The organism is Marinobacter sediminicola, from assembly GCF_031157525.1.
Taxonomy (GTDB): domain Bacteria; phylum Pseudomonadota; class Gammaproteobacteria; order Pseudomonadales; family Oleiphilaceae; genus Marinobacter; species Marinobacter sediminicola.
The window spans coordinates 121,719-142,346 of the sequence record NZ_JAVIXR010000006.1; the positions used below are offsets into that span (position 1 = coordinate 121,719).

A 20,628-nucleotide genomic window follows, 5' to 3' on the forward strand; every position below is an offset into this window, starting at 1 on the left:
CCACTATTTGGTCGGCATGCCAGTTTCAGTTCGCATCACGCCTTCCTTCAGCATAGTCAGCTCATTCGCTAACCCGGAGCGCCACGGCTGCTGTTTGATTCCGAATGTATTCCGGATTTTGGTACATATCAGCGTTGTGTTGGGTGGCTCAAGAGCGCCCCATAACGGCATATCATCCACAACGTGAATATCTTCCGGAATACCCGGCAAGCCAGCAATGGCCAGGCCTAACTCATACAGACTGATCTCTTCGGCGCCCGCGTACTGATAGGTTCCCCACACCTCAGCACCGCAATCCAGCTGCTGAATAACAGCGGTCATTACCCTCGCGAGATCCTGCACTGACACAGGTTGGCCCACACAACGCCCGGGTAAGGTCAGGGTCTCATTCGCTGCCGTGCTCGCCTGTACTTTGCGAATGAAGCGCCCCAAACTCCAGCCGGTACGCAAAATAATGTGCCGGGGCAAGAGTGTGCGCAATGCCTGTTCACACTCCCACTGCCAATTGCCAAGTTCATTCACCGGCTGGCCGGGGTTAGAAGCTATATAGCCGCTTTGCTTACGGCCATCAAACACGTAGCACGACGATAGCTGGAACAGCGCCATGCCTTTGTCGCGGGCATACTCCGCGATGGCCACCGGAAGTGAAAATGCAGCTTTGTGGGTGCCTTCAGGATCGCGCTCTGCTACTTCAGGGTCTGCCATCCAGAGCGCATTAACAATAAGATCAGTATCGTCCGGGATCCAGCGCTCAAGGGCACTCAGGTTAGCACCAGCCGGATCGCTGACCAGCAACGGGCTAACACGCAGAGAGGTATTCCTGAGCCGCTCGAGCAGAACCTTCCCCAAGGGGCCGTAATCGTGAACAACAAGTACATGCACTAGGGTTCAATGCCTCCGGATATTACTGATATGACGCGCCAGGGGGCCCTGTTTGGCCAATGGCTTCCTGCTGCCGTTTCGTAGAATAATTCGCAACTCAAGATGCCGTCAGGCGAGCCTGCTCGGCACTGCACTTGCTATCCCTTCAAGAAGCATACAACAACAGGATCACCATGCTGAAACAACAGAGCCATATTGTTGCCCCAATTCCAGACGAATTGCGCATGCGGGCCCTATATACCGTAGAAGAGCTACGCGGGCGCGGCAAAGCTGACAAAGAAGCGATCGACAAGCTCTACGCCCTGATTGTAGACATGACCGACGCAGGCCTGGATTTCTTTTTTATCGAGCCTCTGCGACGACTGAGGGCCAGCAAGATGATGCTAAGCATGGCCAAAGTAGGCATTAGCAGCATGCTCAAAGGCAGTAAGATGGTTGTCCACAAAGTACTTAAAAAGCTGGACGACCGCAGCTTGGCATCCATTCTCGACTTCATTGAAGAAATCATCCAGGAGCCTGAAACTACCTGAGCAGGCTATTGGGAGACTCGAGGAACCCGGCTGGTAAGCCCCGTGAGTAGCTCATAAGAGATGGTTCCAGCACAGCTTGCCACCTCGTCGATTCCAACCGTGCGCCCCCACAACTCAACAAGATCTCCCTCCCTGGCCTCTGGCACATTACTCAAATCCACTGCCAGCATATCCATGGAGACCCGACCGATCAGCCTGATACGGCGGCCAGCAATAGCCGCCGGCGTGTCCGTTCCGGCATGGCGAGGGTAGCCGTCTCCGTAGCCGATGGCGACCATACCCATGCGGGTGTCGCGCTCAGCAACCCAGCCTGCGCCATAGCCTACACTTTCCCCCGCTTTCACAACCCGCGTGGTGATAAGCGGCGCTTCAAGGCTCATCACTGGTTCAAGACCGAGTTGGGGGCCCGTCTTCCCAATGATCGGTGAGCCCCCATAGAGCATGATGCCCGGGCGACTCCAGTCAAACAGAGGCTGGCCTGGAATAAAGTGGGCTGCAGAATTCCCCACGCTTTTCATCAGTGTGGGCCAGGGCGCCGTTGCTGTTTCAAAGTTTGCAGTCTGGGCAAGTGTCATTGTGCTACTGGCATCATCAGCGCACGCGAAATGGCCAACAAACCCTTGAAGCTTGGGCGCAGCACCCATTTTTTCGAGCTTGGTCATCACGGCAGGCAGAGCATCTCCCCGGAAGCCCAGACGGTTCATTCCAGTGTTAACCTTCAACCAGAAGGTCGGCGCAACGCCACTGTGCTCCATCCACGCCAGTTGGTGCTCACCGTGCACCACCGGCTCAAAGTTACTGTGTACGCAGTCCGCCAGGTCACCCGCGGCATGCACTCCCTGAAGCAACACCACTGGCTGCGCATGGCCTGCCGCGCGAATAGCCCAAGCTTCTTCAATACAGGCAACGGCGAACTTGGGCGCAATATCCGCCAGTGCCGATGCAACCCGGGCAATACCATGGCCGTAGCCATCAGCCTTCACAACGGCCATGACTTTGGCGCCACCTGAACGCTCGCAAGCTGCGAGGTAGTTAGTGCGCAAAGCTTCAAGATCAATGCGGGCGACGGTACTGCGCGGCATTAGTATTCTCCACCATAATCCCCGTAGTCACCGCTAGCGAGGTCTTCAAATTTTGTATATTTACCAATGAAGGCGAGGCGTATGGTGCCAATAGGACCATTACGCTGCTTACCGATGATAATCTCGGCAACGCCCTTATCTGGCGTATCTTCGTTGTACACTTCATCACGATAAACAAACATGATGACGTCTGCGTCTTGCTCAATCGCACCAGACTCTCGCAAGTCAGAGTTAATCGGGCGTTTGTTGGGGCGCTGCTCAAGGCTCCGGTTAAGCTGCGAAAGCGCCACCACTGGGCAGCTAAGTTCTTTTGCTATGCCTTTCAGAGACCGGGAAATCTCCGAGATCTCCGCGGTCCGGCCTTCAGTATTGCCTGGCACCCGCATCAACTGCAGGTAGTCGACCATGATCAAGCCGATTTTGCCCCCGTTCTCACGGGCAATCCGGCGTGCGCGAGAGCGCAGATCAGTGGGGCTAAGGCCCGGTGTATCATCAATATACAAAGGCTTGTCTTTAAGCAGGCTGACAGCAGAGGTAAGCCTTGGCCAATCGTCCTCTTCAAGCTTTCCGCCACGAACCTTGCTTTGGTCAATGCGACCCAGAGACGACAGCATACGCATGGCCAGTGCATCTGCCGGCATCTCCATACTGAATACCAAAACCGGTGTGCCCGTGCTGATCAGGGCATTCTCGACAATATTCATGGCGAAGGTGGTCTTACCCATCGAGGGTCGTCCAGCCACGATGATGAGATCGGCAGGCTGCATACCAGATGTTTGCTCATCCAGGTCTCTGAACCCTGTCGTCAAACCGGTAGTCTGTTCGCCAGATTCGAACAATTCTTCAATACGGCTCAGGGCTTTGGTCAGAATCGGATTAATCGACTGAGGACCCGAGCCTTCTTTAACCCTGGACTCAGCAATTTTGAATACATTACGCTCCGCCTCATCCAGAATCTCGCTGCTGTTGCGCCCTTGAGGATTAAACGCCGAATCGGTGATCGTGCCTGAAACTTCCACGAGCTGCCGGAGGATTGAGCGCTCTCGGACGATCTCGGCATAGGCTCGAATATTGGCAGCACCGGGCGTTTTCTCGGCCAGCTCCGCCAGATAAGAAAGCCCACCGGCATCTTCAATATCGCCCGCACGCTCCAGAAACTCAGCCAGAGTAACAACATCCAGCGGCTCATTTTCGCTAGCCAAGCGCTCCACCGCACCAAAGATCAGCCGGTGATCCTGGCGATAAAAATCGGCAGCGGAGATTATCTCGGTAATCTCATCAAATCGCCGGTTGTCCAGCATAAGACCACCCAGCACTGCCTGTTCCGCTTCTGCGGAATGAGGTGGCACCTTGATGCGGCTGGTTTCGGTATCGATAATTGCGGGTTTCAGATTAGGCTTCGCCATGAACACATCTTCAGTTGAACATCACAGCCACGACAGTGTACGCGGAAGGTCGCAGCAATGGAGGGGGTTACCGGAGTTAACAGCATACCAGAAAGCAACAGGCCCGAAAGCCGTATTAAACGGTTCGGGCCTGTTGGGTTGGCCGGGCGAAAACTCAGAAGAACTCTCTACCAGCCACCAGCGTGTTACCGAAGCCGGGATAAGCCCGGCACTGCTTCCGAAGAAGACAGCTTACTCGGCAACAACCGCCAGTTTAACAGTCACTTCAACATCAGAGTGCAAGTGAAGCTCGATCTCATACTCGCCTGTTGACCGCAGCGGGCCTTCTGGCAAGCGAACTTCGCTCTTCTCTACTTCAGTACCTGCAGCAGTGATTACGTCAGCAATATCACGCACACCGATGGAGCCAAACAATTTGCCTTCATCGCCTGCTTTGGAGGTAACTGTGAAGGATGCACCTTCCAGAGCCTCAGCGCGGGCCTGAGCTGTTGCCAGCTTCTCGGCTGCTGCTTTCTCAAGCTCGGCACGACACTCTTCGAACGCCTTCAGGTTTGCTTCGGTGGCAGGCGCAGCCTTGCCGTACGGAAGCAGATAATTACGGCCGTAACCGGACTTAACTTTTACCTTGTCGCCCAGGGTGCCAAGGTTTGCAACTTTCTCGAGCAGAATAACTTCCATCTCGTTAACCTCTTCGTGCTTTATTCAGCCGGCCCGGCAGGCTTTATTCGCCTCCGGATATCCAGCCAGCTATCCACAAAAGCCAGAACCACTAACAGAATCATCAGGCTTGGGCCCAGAAGCACCAGTGCAACGTAAAACATTGCAAGCCACTGGCCACTCAGATTTTTACGACCAACAATGCCATGAATCAGTGCCAGGCCCGCCAAAAACATCGGCGTTCCGGCTATCCAGACCAGCAACATAGCATTCAACCCGAGAAACGGGCCAACAACCATGGTGGCGATAAGAACCACTGCAACGGCGGGTGACAGCTTGAGATCATGGAATTCCTTGCGGAATCCGCCGGGATTATACAACCCCGACTGCCACGATCTTGCCAACATTGTCATGCCCACGCCGATTGCCAGATAACTACCGGCCATACTGGCGTTCATGGTGTCCCGTATAACCGTCTCGAGATCGTTCCCAAGCGCACGGGCCACTTCAGCATTGTACTGTTCGTAAAAACTGACCCCGGTGCGAACGAGTTCGTCCATCAAACCGGGATACACCATGGGCAAGATAAGCCCCATGACGATCGCCAGAAAGCTCCCTCCGAGAAGGGCTCTTTCCCAGGACAGCGTTGTTCTCAGCATGGATGCCATCAGCATCACCTGCAGCAGCACCGCCAGAGCTGTAGGATCGCCCCCGAACACACTCCAACCAAGAGCCGGAAGTAGTGCCCAAAGGCCAATATTAAGCCCCTGACTGATGCCAAGCCTGAGAATAACCAGGCCAACAACCGCTGCGCCAATCCAGAACAGCAAAGGCACCGCAGTTGTTACTGCTGCTACCCCGCTGGCCTGCAGGGGACCGCGCATTACAAATTGTGCCAGTGCACGCATGGTCCCAAGTCCTGTCTTTCTGTTACTTAGTTATCGTGGCTATCCGAGTACGGCAGCAGTGCCAGGTAGCGGGCGCGCTTGATCGCGGTAGCCAGCTGACGCTGATAACGTGCTTTTGTGCCTGTAATACGGCTAGGCACGATTTTGCCGGTTTCTGTGACATAACCTTTCAAGGTGTCCAGATCTTTATAATCGATCTCTTTAACACCTTCTGCCGTGAAGCGGCAGAATTTACGACGTCTGAAAAAACGAGCCATAACGTATCTCCTCAACTCCGGTTAATTACTCTTCTTCGTCCTGGGAATCCGCTGACTGCTTTTCGTCTTGGCGCTCGCCTTGACGGTCATCAGAAGATTCAGCCGAACGACGCGGACGATCATCTCCGCCGGAACGACGGTCCTCACGGGACTCAGCGGCTTTCATCGGAGACATATCGGTAACAGCTTCATCGCGACGCAGAATCAAGTCACGGATGATGGCATCGTTAAACCGGAAGTTGTGAGTCAGCTCGTCCATTGCAGCCTGTGAACATTCAACGTTCATCAGCACATAGTGAGCCTTGTGAATCTTGTTGATCGGGTATGCCATATGACGACGGCCCCAATCTTCCAAACGATCTACCTTGCCGCCATCTTCAGTGATGAGGCTGGTATAACGCTCGATCATCGCGGGCACCTGCTCGCTCTGATCCGGGTGTACCATAAATACGATTTCGTAGTGACGCATGAGTTCTCCCTACGGTTTAAACAGCTTTCTCTAATTCACGGACTGGCCGGGAAGCATGAAAGCAAGGAGGTGACAGCCTAAGCTGCCGGTTTTGTGCTTTATTAATAAGGCCTTACAAAAAACCTTAATCAAAAGCGAAGTGTTGTACACCTGATTAGAAGCAATACAAACCTCCCCCTAAAAAAAGGGGTCACGTATTCTAGGCGTACAGGAGCTTCTGTGCAAGGGCTAACCAATGCGTTGACGCAAAGCCTCATACAGGCAAACGCCAGTAGCGACAGAAACGTTGAGACTATCCACATGGCCAAGCATGGGTATGTGGATAAGTTGATCGCAGTGCTCACGGGTAAGGCGGCGCATACCCTTGCCTTCCGCCCCCATCACCAGCGCAACCGGGCCTTTAAAGTCAGCCTGATACAGAGTCGTCTTCGCCTCACCGGCCGTGCCGATCAACCAAACACCCTGATCCTGCAGAGTGCGCAGAAAGCGAGCCAGATTCGTCACGCGCACGAATGGCACCGTCTCGGCCGCACCACAAGCAACTTTACGGGCCACTGGAGTAAGCGAAGCGGATTTATCCTTAGGAACGATAACCGCCTGCACACCCACCGCATCACAGGTGCGCATACACGCACCCAGATTATGGGGATCGGTTACACCATCCAGCACTAACAGAAACGGAGGCTTGTCGCTTGCCGCAAGCTGGGCCAGAAGGTCGTCTTCTGTCCACTCACGGCTTTCACTGACTGCCGCAACAACACCCTGGTGAACCCCGCCAACGCGCTCATCCAACTCACGGCGATGGACAACACCCCACTTCACCCCTAACTCATCAAGGGCATCTGTGATGGACTTTACTCGCTTGTCCTGCCGGCCAGTCTGAATCCAAACACGCTGCAACCTTTCAGGCTCGCGCTTGAGGACTGCCTCAACCGCATGCCAACCGAATACAAATTCCTGGGACACTGGTTTGGATTCCTGTTATTTGCTTGTCTTACGGGGTTTGCGCGGCTTACTCACACCATCTGGCTTGGCCGCACCCTTCTTGGGCTTTTTGCCAGCATCACGGGCAGCTTCCGCAACCAGTTGCGCTTTTGCAGTCGCAGGCTTGCTGCCACGCCCGGATTTACCAGTGCTTCCACTCTTACCGGATTTTGGCCCCGCAGACGCCCCGCCAAGACCACGGCCTTTGTCGCCGCGCTTTCCGTCCTTGCCACGGGCATCCCGCTTGGCAACCCCCAACCCGTCCCGATCTGCTTGCCGCCGTTTCGGCTCACTGACCAACTCCAGGTCGATCTTTCGATCTTCCATGCCAACCCGCATTACACGTACACGCAACTCGTCGCCCAGGCGGAAGCTGATGGCCGTGCGCTCGCCAATCAAGCGATGCTTGGCAGCATCGTGATGAAAATAGTCGCCACTCAAGGTGGACACATGCACAAGACCTTCGATATACACATCCGCGAGCTGAACAAAGAAACCAAAGGGCACAACAGCGGCAATCACACCGTCAAACTCTTCACCCACATGATCACTCAGAAACTCACACTTGAGCCAAGCCATAACATCGCGGGTCGCATCATCTGCGCGTCGCTCAGTCATCGACACATGCTCACCCAGCTGCTCCATCTTGGCGTAATCGTAGGGATACTCTACCAGTGTTGCATCGTGTACAGCTGGAGACACCACATCCTTGGATACTTCAGGATTATGAATCCGTGATTTGATAGCGCGGTGCACGATCAGGTCAGGGTAGCGGCGAATTGGAGAGGTAAAGTGAGCGTAACTTGGGAAGCCCAAGCCGAAGTGACCACTTTCATCCGGGCTATAAACCGCCTGGCTCAGCGACCGCAGCATAACTGTCTGGATCACATTGGCATCTGGCCTGTCGACAATCTGGGATAACAACTCCTGGTAATCCGCTGACGTTGGACTATCGCCACCACCCAGCTGCAGACCCAGCTCACCCAGGAACAAACGCACCGAATTAAGACGCTCTTCCGAGGGGCCATCGTGCACCCGGTAAAGGGCGGGCATTTTGTGCTTCTTGAGGAAGCGCGCCGCGGCTACGTTAGCGCACAGCATGCTCTCCTCAACAATCTTGTGCGCATCATTACGGTGCACTGGCACAATCTCTTCGATTTTGCGCTCAGCATCGAACACAATCCGGGTTTCCGTGGTTTCGAAGTCGATAGCGCCACGCTCTGTGCGCGCTTTGCGCAGCAACTTGTACAAATCGTACAGGTTATGCAGATGTGGCAGCACGTCGGCATACTGGGCAGACAGGCGGTATCCCGGCTCTGTATCTGGCCGCTCAAGCATGTCGCTGACCTTGTTATACGTCAGTCGGGCATGGCTGCGCATAACTGCCTGATAAAACGTATATCCACTGATGTTACCAGCGGCGCTGATGGTCATATCTGCAACCATACATAGGCGATCAACATCCGGGTTCAGGGAGCACAGGCCGTTGGACAACTTCTCCGGAAGCATGGGCACCACGTGATCCGGGAAGTACACAGAGTTACCCCGGCGCAACGCCTCTTCGTCAAGGGGCGACCCAGTGCGCACATAGTGAGACACGTCTGCTATCGCAACGACGAGTCGATAACCACCTCGACCTCTGGGCTCGCAATAAATCGCATCATCAAAATCCCTGGCGGTTTCATCATCGATGGTCACCAAACGCATGTTGCGAATATCGACGCGATTCTTTTTATCCTTCTCTTCAACCTCGGCAGCAATAGAAGCAGCTTGCTCGCCTACTGCGGTGGGCCACTCATGGGGAATATCGTAGGAGCGAATAGCCACGTCGATTTCCATCCCCGGCGCCATATGTTCACCCAAAACCTCGACTATCTTGCCGGTAGGCTGGGTACGCACGGTGGGCTGGCGCAAGATATCGACAACGACATACTGACCATGAACCGCCTCACCAACATGCTCTTTCGGCACCAACACTTCGTGATTGATGCGGGCGTTTTCCGGCACCACATAGGCAATGCCGCTTTCATTAAAGAAACGCCCTACCGTTTGCTGTGTACGATGTTCAATTACATCAACAATAACGCCTTCACGCCGGCCACGGTCGTCGACCCTGTCTACCCGGGCGGCTACCCGATCGCCGTGAAACACTTGGCGCATTTGCCGGGCAGTAAGAAACAGATCTGACCCGCCATCATCCGGCACCAGAAAGCCGAAGCCATCTTTGTGCCCAATAACCCGACCACTTACCAAGTCGGCTTCTTCAATCGGCAGATAAGCATCACGCCGGTTGCAGATAAGCTGCCCGTCGCGGCACATGGCGATCAAACGACGCCGAAGTGCTTCGATACCTTCCGGGTCTGTTTGCCCAAGCTCTGAACACAATGTTTCGTGCGTTGCCGGAGCCCCCCGCTCTTTCAAGTGCGCAATTATGAATTCCCGGCTTTGGATCGGGTTGTCATAATTTTGGGCCTCACGACTGGCGTGTGGGTCTTTGCGTTTTTTATTTCTGGAAACCATTAAAATCCTTGCTCAATGCGGCGCCACAGCGGCGCTGTTCGTATTCATTTGCAACACAGTATACGTTGGGAGGCAGCAACTGCCTAACAACCCACCTTTTATAGGCATAATTACCTGCCAAGCATTTACTGAAAAAATGTTTGACAGCTTAGGCCGGAATTACTAAAGTACGCGCCATCAGATGAGACTGCACGTTCATCTTAGGCAGAAACGCCCAGTTTTCAACAAACTAACGGGAATTCTGCAAATCACCTGCCGAGGTGGTGAAATTGGTAGACACGCTAGCTTCAGGTGCTAGTGGGGGCAACCCCGTGGAGGTTCAAGTCCTCTCCTCGGCACCATTTCTTTCCCCAAGAAATGGAAATATCTGAATTAAACTCATACACCTCTTCTCTATCAAAAACAGTAACGAGCCAGATTTCTTATGGCCCGACTCTTTGTTGCGCCCGCGTTCTGAACGACATCCAACTCCTTTCCATCCACGGTTAAAGCCCTGCGCAAGCACCCCATGGAAAAAATACGAGCCATGAATGCAATGCCGGCTACCTCTGTTCAATAGACTGAAGCAATAGAGATGTCCTGGCGTCTTCCGGGGCTACAGCAACAAACCGGTTTGCGTATTTTCGTGCGGTCGGAACATCGCCATCTTCCAAGGCGTAGGAAAGGCGCGCATAAAGCAAGTCAGGAGCGTTTGGATTCACAGCTAATGCTGCGTCGAGCGCTCGCAGTGCCTGTTCCGGCTTGCCGTATGAGCGTAATGCGACTGCATATATGTAAGCAAATCGTGGGTCACTGGGCGCTAGCTTGTGGGAGCGCGCCAAAAGCTCCAACGCCTCACCTTGGCGTCCTTGACGGATGCGCATTAAACCCAAAGAGTGCAACAAGCTCGGATTGTCAGGTACGGCAGTCAAGCCTGCATCAAGAGTTCGCTCCGCCTGCGTTTCCCGACTCGTGGCACGGTACAGATCGGCCAGATTCGCATAGGCCGGCGCAAACTGGGGGTCCCGCTGAATGGCCAGCCGGTATTCAGCTTCGGAACTAACCGCATCGCCGCGATCAGCGTGAAAGAGGCCAAGGTTTAAATGCGCCTCTGGCCGTTCCGATACTGCTGACTGGGTCGTTTCGTAGTTCATGAAACTGAGCTCAACTGCCGCTCGCTCTTGTACCGACAAGGAACCAAAGTCGACCGGGGCAAGCGCCCGACCTGCTGCTGCACTAACGGCCGGCACTCCGCTTGTCGATGCTCGCAACGCTGCTATTCGAGCCGCCGGAGGATAGTCAGTAAGCGCATCCAGTGCCGCAACCCGAACCAACGAATCATCGTCGTATAGACCTTCATTGATAGCGGCGAAGAGAGTCCCTCCGGGGAACCGTCGCATTTCAGTCAAAGCGGTAGCTCGCACTATCCCAGGCATTTCCGGATTGGAAAACAATCTCTCCAACCCCTCTATCGTATAGGCCTGGCCTTTACGCGCCGCATCAAAGATTGGCCCCCAAATCTGGAAGCCCTTGCGATCGGGACCGAACCAGTTCTCTATTGTGGCGGCGGCCCACTCTGGCCCGCGTTTTGTGTGGCAATCATTGCAGGCATTTGGAGCCCCCATTTTGACACTGAGGTCGGGCCGCGGGATGCGTAACGAATGGTCACGACGAGGGTCGACCACCATGTAATCGCGTGTTGGCATGTGACAACTTACACACTGCGCACCCGGGCTGTCGGGCTCGTGATGGGTATGCGCTGTCGTGTCGAATTTAGCAGGCGTGTGGCACTGGGCGCAGAGTGTATTTCCCGGTGCCCGCAACTCGGCGGTATGGGGATCGTGACAGTCACTGCAGGTCACACCCTTGGCGTACATTTTCGATTGCAGGAATGAGCCATAGGTGTATACCTCATCCTCTTGCTGTCCGTCTGCAAAATACAACCCTTCTACCAACAACGATGGTTTATGCGTATCGAGCAATTTCCCAGTGGGCCCTGGGTTTGTACTGATCGAGCCTCGACGCGAATGGCAAACAGCGCAAGTCTCAACCTCCCGGTGATTCTGCATTGGCGAGCTCCGTGACGCGGTGCCTGTCTCGGCATCCGCAACCCAAACAACCCCTCTGCGCTCATCAAGTGGGATCGTCAACCCCATGGACGGCACCGACGGCGCGCCATCAACTGCTTTAGCCCATTCCACATGCGCAGATCCGGGGCCGTGGCAACTCTCACAAGCTACGCTGATATCACTCCAGGTGGTCGCATAAGTATTCGAATGGGTATCGTAGTTACGGCGGAGATTGGTGGAATGACAATCGGCACACATGTAGTTCCAGTTTTGCTGGCTACGGGTCCAGTGCAATTCATCTTTGCTTTCGATGCGTTGATCTGGATAAAGGTGGAACCAGCGCTGACCGCCTTCCTTTTTTAACCGGGCATCCCACGCAATCGACAAAGCTTGCATGCGCCCATCAGGGAATTCGATCAAATACTGCTGCAACGGATAGACACCAAACGTGTAGCTGACCTTGAAGTCTGCCAACTCGCCATCAGCACCATCCGTGCTGACCCAAAACTCATCATTCCGGCGGAAGAAGGTCGTCGTAACGCCCGCGTTGTGAAATTTGACGTTTTCGAAATTTCCCAACACCGCCTTTTCAGTTGCATGCGCCATCGCATGGGCGTGCTGCGATGTCTGCCAGGTGACAGACTGCTTTGCATGACAGCCACTGCAGACGGGCTCGCCAACATAAACTACGGGTGCCCGGGCTGAACGAACTTCAGCAGTTGTAGCATGTGCAAAAACTGCGGCACCCATGACAATAAAGCAGAATAATCCTGCAAGGACACGCAGTGTTTTCATCCCTGATCGGCTTTGCTTCTTCATTGAAATCGCCTGGTACAGAATTGTCATATTTGAATAGAACTGCGGCGCCGGCGCAAATCCGCAAAAGCAAACCTGTAAAACACAACATAATTACTTGTCAAATACTAACGTGGACTATACTTCCCAAGCTCTAAATATAATTGGAGAAAGGAGAAGGACCGTGCAAGATAATAATAGAAACATATGGAAGTCCCTATTGATAGTGGCGTGCTTTATCTTGCCCGGCATTTCATTTGCCTCGCAGAATGCAAGTCACCAACTGGACAGGACTATCCTGCCCATATCAGAGCCAGACCCAAAGCACTACACTGAACTGGATGTGCGCAACACTCAGCCACCACCCCGGTGGGAGGTAACGCCACCCAAAAGCGCACCGAATGTTTTGATCGTCCTGATTGATGACCTCGGTTTTGGCTCAACCTCTACATTCGGAGGTCCTGTTCCTACACCCACGCTGGACAAGCTCGCCCAGAGTGGCCTGCGATATAATAACTTCCATACAACATCGCTGTGTTCACCAACACGCGTTGCACTAAAATCCGGACGCAACCATCACACCGCAAACACTGGCTCCATAATGGAAACGGCCACTGCCTACCCTGGTAATACAGGCCGCATTCCGAACCGTGTTGCACCCTTGGCCGAGATGCTGCGTCTCAACGGCTACAGTACCGGTGCCTTTGGCAAGTGGCATGAAACAGCTGCTTGGGAAACCAGCGTCTCCGGCCCCTTTGACCGCTGGCCAACGCGCCAGGGCTTCGACAAGTTCTACGGCTTCATTGGTGGCGAAACTGACCAATGGTCACCTCTGATCTTTGATGGTACTAAACGCGTTGTCCCGCCAAAAAGGGAGGGGTATCACTTCACAGAAGACATGACGGACCAGGCGATCAACTGGGTCAAGGCACAGCAATCCATGACCCCCGACAAGCCCTTTTTCATGTACTTCGCCACCGGCGCCACCCATGCACCACATCATGTGCCAAAGCCGTGGATCGAGAAGTTTCATGGCCAGTTTGATGACGGCTGGGACGCTGTACGACAGGCGACTTTTGAGCGCCAGAAAGCAGCCGGGGTGATACCAGAAAGCACCAAACTCCCCCCCCTCCCATCGGACCTGTCCGCTTGGAAAGATCTACCCGACGACCATAAAAGACTGTTTCGCCGACAGGCTGAAACCTTTGCAGGGTTTGTTGCGCACACCGATCACAACATAGGCCGGCTGATCGATGCCGTCGATTCCATCGGCGAATTGGACAACACTCTGGTTTTCTATATCGCCGGAGACAACGGCACCAGTGCCGAGGGCGGCATGATTGGCATGTATAACGAAATGACCTATTTCAATGGTGTGCAGGAAAAAGTTGAAGATATGCTGCCGCTGATCGACAAGTGGGGCAGCCCGGAAACGTTCCCACACATGGCCGCAGCCTGGGCTGTAGCTTTCGACTCGCCCTTCAAGTGGACCAAGCAGGTAGCGGGTGACTTTGGTGGCACACGTAATGGCATGGTTGTCCACTGGCCTGAAGGTATCAAACAGAAAGGGGGGATGCGCAGCCAGTTCAGCCATGTGATCGATGTTGCGCCAACAATATTAGAAGCCGCCAGCTTACCTGAACCGAAAAGCGTCAACGGCACAAAGCAGGTGCCCATCGAGGGGACCAGCTTGCTCTATAGCTTTAACGATGCGGGGGCAAAAGAACGTCACACCGTTCAGTATTTTGAAATGTTTGGCAATCGAGGCATCTATAAAGACGGCTGGATGGCGCGCACAATTCACCGTGCTCCTTGGCAAACCTCTGACCTTACACCTCTGGAGGACGACGTCTGGGAGCTCTACTACGTGCCCGACGATTTCAGCCTGGCAACTGACATTGCCTCGTCGAACCCTGAAAAGCTTGCTGAGCTACAAAACGAGTTTATGGTTGAGGCGGAGAGGTACCATGTATTGCCCATCGACGACAGAACCATTGCGCGAACGAATGCTGCAATTGCGGGGCGTCCAGACCTGATGGGCGACCGAAAGTCACTGACACTGTACGAAGGTATGGACGGAATGCTGGAAAACACCTTCCTCAACGTAAAAAACCGATCGTTGACCATTACCGCCAATATTGACGTGCCGGAAGGCGGTGCTTCAGGTGCGCTGCTGGTTCAGGGCAGTCGCTATGGTGGTTGGTCGCTGCATATGCGTGACGGCAAACCAGCTTACGAGTACAACTGGCTCGGGCTCGAACGCTATGTCGTGGAAAGCAAAACGCCATTGTCCGAGGGTAAGGCAACTATCGTATTGGATTTTGACTATGACGGCGGCGGTCTTGGCAAAGGAGGCAATGCAACCTTGTCGGTCAATGGCAAGCAGGTTGCCAAGGGCAGAATCGAAAAAACCCAGCCGAATGTATTCTCTGCCGATGAAACGGCCGATGTCGGTTTGGATAACCAGACACCCGTCGCATTGGGTATTGGTTACGGACCAGAGGAAACCCGTTTCACCGGTAAAATTCACGATATCGTAGTAGAAGTTGAATAACGAACTAAAGAGAGAGCCACTGGTGCAGAACCAGTGGCTCTAATATCGGCACACGAGAATGCCAATTCACTCTTCACGACCTTTCGAGCTATCCGTTATTACAGCTGATCCACGAGGTATTGAGAAAGGTTTTTGTACTTATACTCTATCCATGCATAAGCACCCGACAGCGATTCCTCGAACGATCGACCACAGGCCTGGTTAGGGCTGTAGTTTTTGAGATAAGCCTTCTGAATAAGATTTGGTGTACCTCCGAGCGGGGTTTCACTGGATCTTGGCGGGTAGTACATCGTCCACTCGAAACCACCATCGGCATCGACGTTACCAAGCCCGGACATTTCCGGCGCCAGGAAGCCGTATCGCAGGAGCCGAACCTGCTCACCCCGGGTATCAAACTCCAAGGCAAGCCCTGTAAATGCGGCAGGCTGGGGCTCATGGCCATAGAAGTCATAGTCTTGAAACCCCGTAACCACATGCGCGGCCGTCACAGGGTCAACTTTGTCGTCGATCGCACAGCTTTGGAAAACATCGCTGTATACCAACGACTCCACCTCCACCCCCTCTTCCTTTAGTTGGTACCCAGGAAAGCCTTCAAGAGCATTAGTCCGCTCTGGCGTGAGTGTTCGGGTAATCGTGCCGTTTTGCTGGGGAATCCTAGCCTCCAACTGCGCCAACTTCCCACCACTATAACTCCAGCTATACGCTACCTCGGGCTCGCCCCCCAGCTCAGTCGATCCCGCCTGAATCCCCTCAAGCTGGTGACAGGCGGTACCGGTTTCAAACGTTGCTTTGCGTGCCGCCCAGTCAAACACCAACCGTTCATCGACACCTGGATTGTCGTAGGCAATTTTACTCTGAGGCGACAGCGACGCTGAAGGCAACCACTGGGTACCGAGATGAGCCATATACCCATTTACACTGATCAGCCTGGCAATCTCTTGCATCGAAGGCGTAAGACACCCCTCTGAACTAATAGTTTGCAGTCGCCCATCCTCGCTATATTCAAACATCAGTTCTGCGGAAACCATCAAATTCGAACTGTTCGTAGGGAGCTCATTCGATTGCCTGGGCTGAGCATAGATGCGCTGACTTGTCAGCAGTACCGGGTCACTTAACTCCAACGGCACCAAGGGTAATTCAAGCTGGTCGACGTCCACGTTTGCGTAGTTGCCTTGAGCAGCCGAATCTACAACGGCAATGACATCACCGGCATTCTGCAACAGGGAAATCCCAAGAAGGTAAGCCCCCTGCGGGCTGAGCAGCCGCTCCTTGCCATCGCTTTCAGGCCGAGCCAGTGCATCGTTATAGTCATCCGGGAATTGGCTAGCAGAGAAGCGCGCCAAGGCCTGCGCGTATGCGTGAGCCTTATCATCTTTAGCCAGGACATAATCCCGCAGCAAGTTGATACCTTCGAAGCCCGATAACACGCTATTTCCGGAACCCGACAGCAAGCCCGCTGTTGTGAGCCTGCGATAGCGTGCCAGAGTCGTCAGAGGTGAGATATTACTCACACCTGGCGCGGCAGATAGCAAGAACGCGCGAGCAACCGGTACGTCTCCGATGCGTGTCTGCTCCACTGTCTTGCCGGGGAGCGCCAGCGCATACAAAGGAAAAGCCCGAGAATCTATATTGGGGCCGATCTTTGGATCAACCATCAGTTCCGAGATATCAATCGAGAACTGCCCATCTTCGCCACTCATGACGGTAGGCTCTCCAGAAGGCAGGGTAACTATGCGGCCGGATGCAAGCTCATATTCCATGGGCCCCGGCGTATACTGGCTATCGCCGTCCATATCCAACCATACCCGGGCATTTTTCAGGTAACCGTCTATCACCCTTCCGGTATAGGGTGCAGGATCGCTGTATTGCACACCGTCGAAATTACGGCCATCGACAGGCAGCTCATCGGATTCATTGCCGCAACCGGCAATGGCGAGAAAAAGTACGGAAACAGGCAGGAAAATAAGGGGCTTCATCACGGCAACCATTTATCCTTGTTAGAGGTTGTGCCGTTACTTTAGGGGATGTGAAGGCTGGAGACCTTGATAGGTTTGGCAATCTGTAAAGTTAAGTAACAAGAAAGCCCCGGGAACTGGCCCGAGGCTTTCCTTAGCTTGATTTAAAACGCGCGGGCAACAATCTCTTTCATGATTTCGTTGGTTCCGCCGTAAATGCGTTGAACCCGTGAATCAGCCCAAGCGCGGGCAATCGGGTATTCCCACATATAACCGTAGCCACCGTGCAACTGAACACACTCATCCATTACTCTGCACTGCAGATCGGTGGTGTACTGCTTCAGCATAGCCGCTGTTGGTATATCCAGCTTTTTGTCCAGGTGAAGTTCCAGGCAACGGTCGGTGAACACTCGGGCAGCCGTGATTTCTGCTTTCATCTCAGCCATTTTGAAGCGAGTGTTCTGGAACTTGATCACCGGCTTGCCGAAAGCTTTACGCTCGGTCACATAGTCCAGAGTCCACTGCCAGGCGGCTTCTGCGGCAGCAATTGCCGTAATACCAATCTGCAAGCGCTCGGCAGGAAGCTCCATCATCAACTGCATAAAGCCCTGCCCTTCCATCGAGCCGAGCAGATTCTTGGTCGGAACTTTCACATCCTGGAAAAACAGCTCAGAGGTGTCCTGGGCCTTCATGCCAACCTTGTTCAGGTTCTGGCCTTTCTGAAACCCTTCCGAGTCGGATTCGACCAGCAGAAGACTGATACCTTTGGCGCCCTCCTTTGGATCCGTTTTGGCGACAACGATCACCAGATCAGCCATCTGCCCGTTGGTGATAAAGGTTTTTGAGCCATTCAGTATGTAGTTGTCACCATCCTTCAAAGCAGTGGTTTTCACCCCCTGAAGATCAGAACCCGCACCGGGCTCGCTCATGGCGATCGCTGTGATCATCTCACCAGTTGCCATCTTGGGCAGATAGTGCTTTTTTTGTTCTTCGGAACCGTGATTCAAAATGTAGGGTGCAACGATATCGGAGTGCAGCGTCCAGCCAATGCCCGAAAGCCCGGCACGGGAGACTTCTTCCATAATTACCGCGCTGTATCGGAAGTCGGCGCCAACACCGCCGTACTCCTCAGGCATGGTCGGGCACAAAAAGCCCAATGCACCTGCTTTTTCCCATAGTTCACGGCTAACCTGCCCGTCTTTCTCCCACTGCTCGTGGTATGGCGCGGCTTCTTGCTCAAGAAATTTCCGGACAGAGTCCCGGAAGCCGTCAAGGTCTGCGTCGAAGAGCGTGCGTGGAATCATGGTAAACCTCGGTCAGTGAACAATGTTGTAATTAACGTTCACCAAGTCTCTTCTTGCAGGCGGGTTTGCTCAATGGTTAAAACCATCAATCCTGCTGGCCAAAACCATCGTTGCGACTTATTTTGGCGCTCACCCGAGCCTCCCCCCAGCGCGGCATCAAGTCTTGCGGCAACCCCAGATGATCAAGAATTCGAGCCACGATAAAGTCCACAAGATCCTCTATAGATTCGGGACGGTGGTAGAACCCGGGGCTGGCCGGCATGATCACTGCCCCCATTTGGGTAAGCTTCAGCATGTTTTCCAGATGAACTTGCGAATATGGCGATTCGCGGGTAACCAGAATCAGTTGGCGGCGCTCCTTAAGCGCCACATCGCCAGCACGCTCAATCAGGTTGTTACTGGCTCCAGTGGCAAGTGCCGATAGCGTTCCCGTACTACAGGGGCAGACCACAAGTGGTGCTTTCTCTCCTGAGCCGGAAGCGGGCGGGGAAAACCAGTCTTCACGCCCAAATACCAAAACTTGCCCCGGCTTTGCTGACGCGTATTCTGTCAGCACCTTTTGGATTGCGGACGGGCTTCCCGGTAGCTTCAGGTCGGTTTCAGTCGCAATAACAATTTGCGCTGCCTTGCTGATCATTACATGCACTCGGCAGCCCGCTGCCACGAGGCATTGCAACAAACGCAGGCCATACTGAGCACCGGAGGCTCCGGTGAACGCCAGATTTATGGTTCGAGCTTTCGACAAACTATCGGGTATGTTTTGGGTCAACGAAATAACTCCTTATACACCGGGTCAACCATGGACTCGTTTGATTTCGGCTACGAGCTTTCCATGAATACCACCAAAGCCACCGTTACTCATGATAACGATGTGGCAAGGGCTGGGCAGATCTGCCATTACACGCTCAATCAACCCCTCTACGGTGGATTCTACAAGATGCTTTCCGGATTCAGGATTGCCGGACTGCCACTCTGATACCAACTCAGGCAACCAGTCCATAGTGTTCAGGTTGGCCCAATAGATCTTGTCGGCCAAAGCGGCACTCGGCAGCAACGTATGCTGATGAACACCCTGCTTCATCGTATTGGAGCGAGGCTCAATAAGAGCGATTATCGGTTCCTCGCCCACTTGATTACGCAGCCCATCCAGCGTTGTTTCTATGGCTGTTGGGTGGTGGGCAAAATCGTCGTACACCTTCACGCCATTAATATCCGCCAGCAACTCCATGCGACGCTTTACACCAGAGAAGCGACAGAGTGCAGCCACTGCATGATCGGGCGTTACCCCTACATGCTTCGCAGCAGCAATGGCTGCGAGGGCGTTACGAACATTATGCATACCCGTTTGATTCCACTTCACCACCGCAACGGGCTGCTCATGGTGAACCACCATAAATCGGCTACCATCCTCGGATAACAGTTCGGCACGCCAATCAACCGATGCGGCTGTTTCGCTACCGATAGCCATATCCTGAACCGGGCTCCAGCATCCCATATCAAGGGCTTTATCCAGGTGCTCATCCAGGCTTGGGCGAATAATCATGCCCTGGGAAGGAACCGTGCGAACCAGATGATGAAACTGTCGTTCAATCGCCTCTACGTTTTCAAAAATATCGGCGTGATCAAACTCAAGGTTGTTCAGGATCAGGGTATGAGGGCGGTAATGAACAAACTTGGATCGTTTGTCGAAGAAAGCACTGTCGTACTCATCAGCTTCAATAACAAAAAAGTCGCTATCACCCAGACTGGCTGAAACCGGAAAATCTTTTGGCACGCCGCCCACCAGATACCCGGGTGCAAGCCCCGCCTGATCAAGAACCCAGAGCAACATAGCTGTGGTGGTAGTTTTGCCGTGAGTGCCGGCAACCGCCAATACCCAACGATGCCGCAGGACCTCTCTCGCCAGCCACTCCGGGCCAGACATATAATCGATATTACGGTTAAGTACTGCCTCAACCTCAGGGTTACCCCGGGACATGGCATTGCCGATCAATACAAGGTCCGGCTTGGGTTCAAGGTGTTCCGGGCTGAAACCTTCCATCAGGCTGATGCCCTGGGCCTCTAGCTGCGTACTCATGGGTGGATAGACACCCTGATCGGAACCGGTAACTGTGTGGCCGAGCTCCCTTGCCAATACCGCAAGGCTTCCCATAAATGTGCCACAAATCCCCAGTATATGAATGTGCATTCGCCGTCTGTCCTCTGCGTTGAAACCCGACAAGCCTCCCGTATCCATTCGGTGCCGTCAAGCGCATTGCTATCCGCACTTCCTGCCAT

General features: G+C 53.9%; 16 protein-coding genes and 1 tRNA gene. 3 read left to right on the forward strand and 14 right to left on the reverse strand.

Annotated elements, in window-relative coordinates; genetic code table 11:
- Positions 1–3: 3 nt before the first annotated feature.
- Positions 4–882 carry an SDR family oxidoreductase gene (locus RG807_RS10455; protein ID WP_309044868.1) on the reverse strand — a complete coding sequence of 293 codons (879 nt, stop codon included), beginning with the start codon at positions 880–882 and terminating at the stop codon, positions 4–6.
- Positions 883–1,055: 173 nt separating this feature from the next.
- On the opposite strand from RG807_RS10455, the gene RG807_RS10460 reads away from it, so the two are divergent.
- Entirely contained in the window at positions 1,056–1,412 is a 357-nt protein-coding gene (locus RG807_RS10460) for a hypothetical protein (protein WP_298449767.1), read from the forward strand.
- A 5-nt stretch (positions 1,413–1,417) separates the two neighbouring features.
- Here RG807_RS10460 and alr read toward each other — a convergent pair whose 3' ends face one another.
- From alr to rnr, 8 genes are all read right to left on the reverse strand, one after another.
- Positions 1,418–2,494 carry an alanine racemase gene (gene alr / locus RG807_RS10465; protein WP_309044869.1) on the reverse strand — a complete coding sequence of 359 codons (1,077 nt, stop codon included), beginning with the start codon at positions 2,492–2,494 and terminating at the stop codon, positions 1,418–1,420.
- Positions 2,494–3,900 carry a replicative DNA helicase gene (gene dnaB / locus RG807_RS10470; protein WP_298449762.1) on the reverse strand — a complete coding sequence of 469 codons (1,407 nt, stop codon included), beginning with the start codon at positions 3,898–3,900 and terminating at the stop codon, positions 2,494–2,496. Before dnaB ends, alr begins: the two co-directional genes overlap by 1 nt.
- A 231-nt stretch (positions 3,901–4,131) precedes the next feature.
- Positions 4,132–4,578 carry a 50S ribosomal protein L9 gene (gene rplI / locus RG807_RS10475; protein WP_309044870.1) on the reverse strand — a complete coding sequence of 149 codons (447 nt, stop codon included), beginning with the start codon at positions 4,576–4,578 and terminating at the stop codon, positions 4,132–4,134.
- A gap of 20 nt (positions 4,579–4,598) precedes the next feature.
- Entirely contained in the window at positions 4,599–5,465 is an 867-nt protein-coding gene (locus RG807_RS10480) for a YybS family protein (RefSeq protein ID WP_309044871.1), read from the reverse strand.
- A gap of 26 nt (positions 5,466–5,491) precedes the next feature.
- Positions 5,492–5,722 (reverse strand): 30S ribosomal protein S18, encoded by a 231-nt coding sequence (gene rpsR / locus RG807_RS10485; RefSeq protein ID WP_114613426.1) that lies wholly within the window; start codon positions 5,720–5,722, stop codon positions 5,492–5,494.
- Positions 5,723–5,747: 25 nt separating this feature from the next.
- Positions 5,748–6,191, reverse strand: coding sequence for a 30S ribosomal protein S6 (gene rpsF / locus RG807_RS10490; RefSeq protein ID WP_309044872.1), 444 nt, complete (start codon positions 6,189–6,191; stop codon positions 5,748–5,750).
- A 228-nt stretch (positions 6,192–6,419) separates the two neighbouring features.
- A complete protein-coding gene (gene rlmB, locus RG807_RS10495) occupies positions 6,420–7,157 on the reverse strand; it encodes a 23S rRNA (guanosine(2251)-2'-O)-methyltransferase RlmB (protein WP_309044873.1) in 738 nt (245 codons plus the stop codon).
- Positions 7,158–7,172: 15 nt separating this feature from the next.
- Positions 7,173–9,695 carry a ribonuclease R gene (rnr, locus tag RG807_RS10500; RefSeq protein ID WP_309044874.1) on the reverse strand — a complete coding sequence of 841 codons (2,523 nt, stop codon included), beginning with the start codon at positions 9,693–9,695 and terminating at the stop codon, positions 7,173–7,175.
- Positions 9,696–9,949: 254 nt separating this feature from the next.
- On the opposite strand from rnr, the gene RG807_RS10505 reads away from it, so the two are divergent.
- Positions 9,950–10,036 (forward strand) — tRNA-Leu (locus RG807_RS10505).
- Positions 10,037–10,237: 201 nt separating this feature from the next.
- Here the strand turns inward: RG807_RS10505 and RG807_RS10510 are convergent.
- Positions 10,238–12,562 carry a tetratricopeptide repeat protein gene (locus RG807_RS10510; protein WP_309044875.1) on the reverse strand — a complete coding sequence of 775 codons (2,325 nt, stop codon included), beginning with the start codon at positions 12,560–12,562 and terminating at the stop codon, positions 10,238–10,240.
- 160 nt (positions 12,563–12,722) lie between these two features.
- Between RG807_RS10510 and RG807_RS10515 the strand changes: the two genes are divergently transcribed.
- Entirely contained in the window at positions 12,723–15,092 is a 2,370-nt protein-coding gene (locus tag RG807_RS10515) for an arylsulfatase (protein ID WP_309044876.1), read from the forward strand.
- A 98-nt stretch (positions 15,093–15,190) separates the two neighbouring features.
- Here RG807_RS10515 and RG807_RS10520 read toward each other — a convergent pair whose 3' ends face one another.
- The 4 genes from RG807_RS10520 to mpl all read right to left on the reverse strand — a co-directional run bounded on the left by RG807_RS10520 (position 15,191) and on the right by mpl (position 20,539).
- Positions 15,191–17,068, reverse strand: a complete 1,878-nt coding sequence (locus tag RG807_RS10520) for a hypothetical protein (RefSeq protein ID WP_309044943.1) — start codon at positions 17,066–17,068, stop codon at positions 15,191–15,193.
- Positions 17,069–17,211: 143 nt separating this feature from the next.
- Positions 17,212–18,351 carry an acyl-CoA dehydrogenase family protein gene (locus RG807_RS10525; RefSeq protein ID WP_298449742.1) on the reverse strand — a complete coding sequence of 380 codons (1,140 nt, stop codon included), beginning with the start codon at positions 18,349–18,351 and terminating at the stop codon, positions 17,212–17,214.
- Positions 18,352–18,436: 85 nt separating this feature from the next.
- The gene (locus tag RG807_RS10530) at positions 18,437–19,120 is read right to left on the reverse strand and encodes a flavin prenyltransferase UbiX (RefSeq protein WP_410804884.1); all 684 of its coding nucleotides are present in this window, start codon (positions 19,118–19,120) and stop codon (positions 18,437–18,439) included.
- A 24-nt stretch (positions 19,121–19,144) separates the two neighbouring features.
- Positions 19,145–20,539 carry a UDP-N-acetylmuramate:L-alanyl-gamma-D-glutamyl-meso-diaminopimelate ligase gene (gene mpl, locus RG807_RS10535; RefSeq protein WP_309044877.1) on the reverse strand — a complete coding sequence of 465 codons (1,395 nt, stop codon included), beginning with the start codon at positions 20,537–20,539 and terminating at the stop codon, positions 19,145–19,147.
- Between the last annotated feature and the right edge of the window lie 89 nt (positions 20,540–20,628).